The organism is Desulfocurvus sp. DL1XJH-121 (assembly GCF_054819825.1).
This window is the reverse complement of the sequence record NZ_JBTVWW010000183.1, coordinates 1-242: the sequence shown is the minus strand read 5'-3', so window position 1 is coordinate 242 and position 242 is coordinate 1. Positions and strand designations below refer to the sequence as shown.

The 242-nt window shown below is 55.0% G+C and carries 1 pseudogene; it reads left to right on the top strand.

Annotated features, from left to right (window positions below):
* Positions 1-242 (top strand): annotated as a pseudogene (locus ACYYG1_RS17805) (hypothetical protein); the annotation flags it as partial.

Below are 242 nucleotides of genomic sequence, written 5' to 3'. Positions count from 1 at the left end.
ACCTGATTGCCGAATTAGAGGACCTGCTCGGCATCGAGGGTGTCGCCATGAATTGGCCGATTGGTTCCGGGCAGACCCTGCAGGGCCTGTATGACATCGTCAATAACCGGGTTGAATTGTACCACAAGGATGGCGCAGACCGGTTCTTGCCGCTTGGTAAAGACGGCAGCTTGGCGGCCAGCGAGCCCCTCAGTCAGGATGGTCTATTTCAGGATACACTTGGTGAGATTGAGCTAATCAAG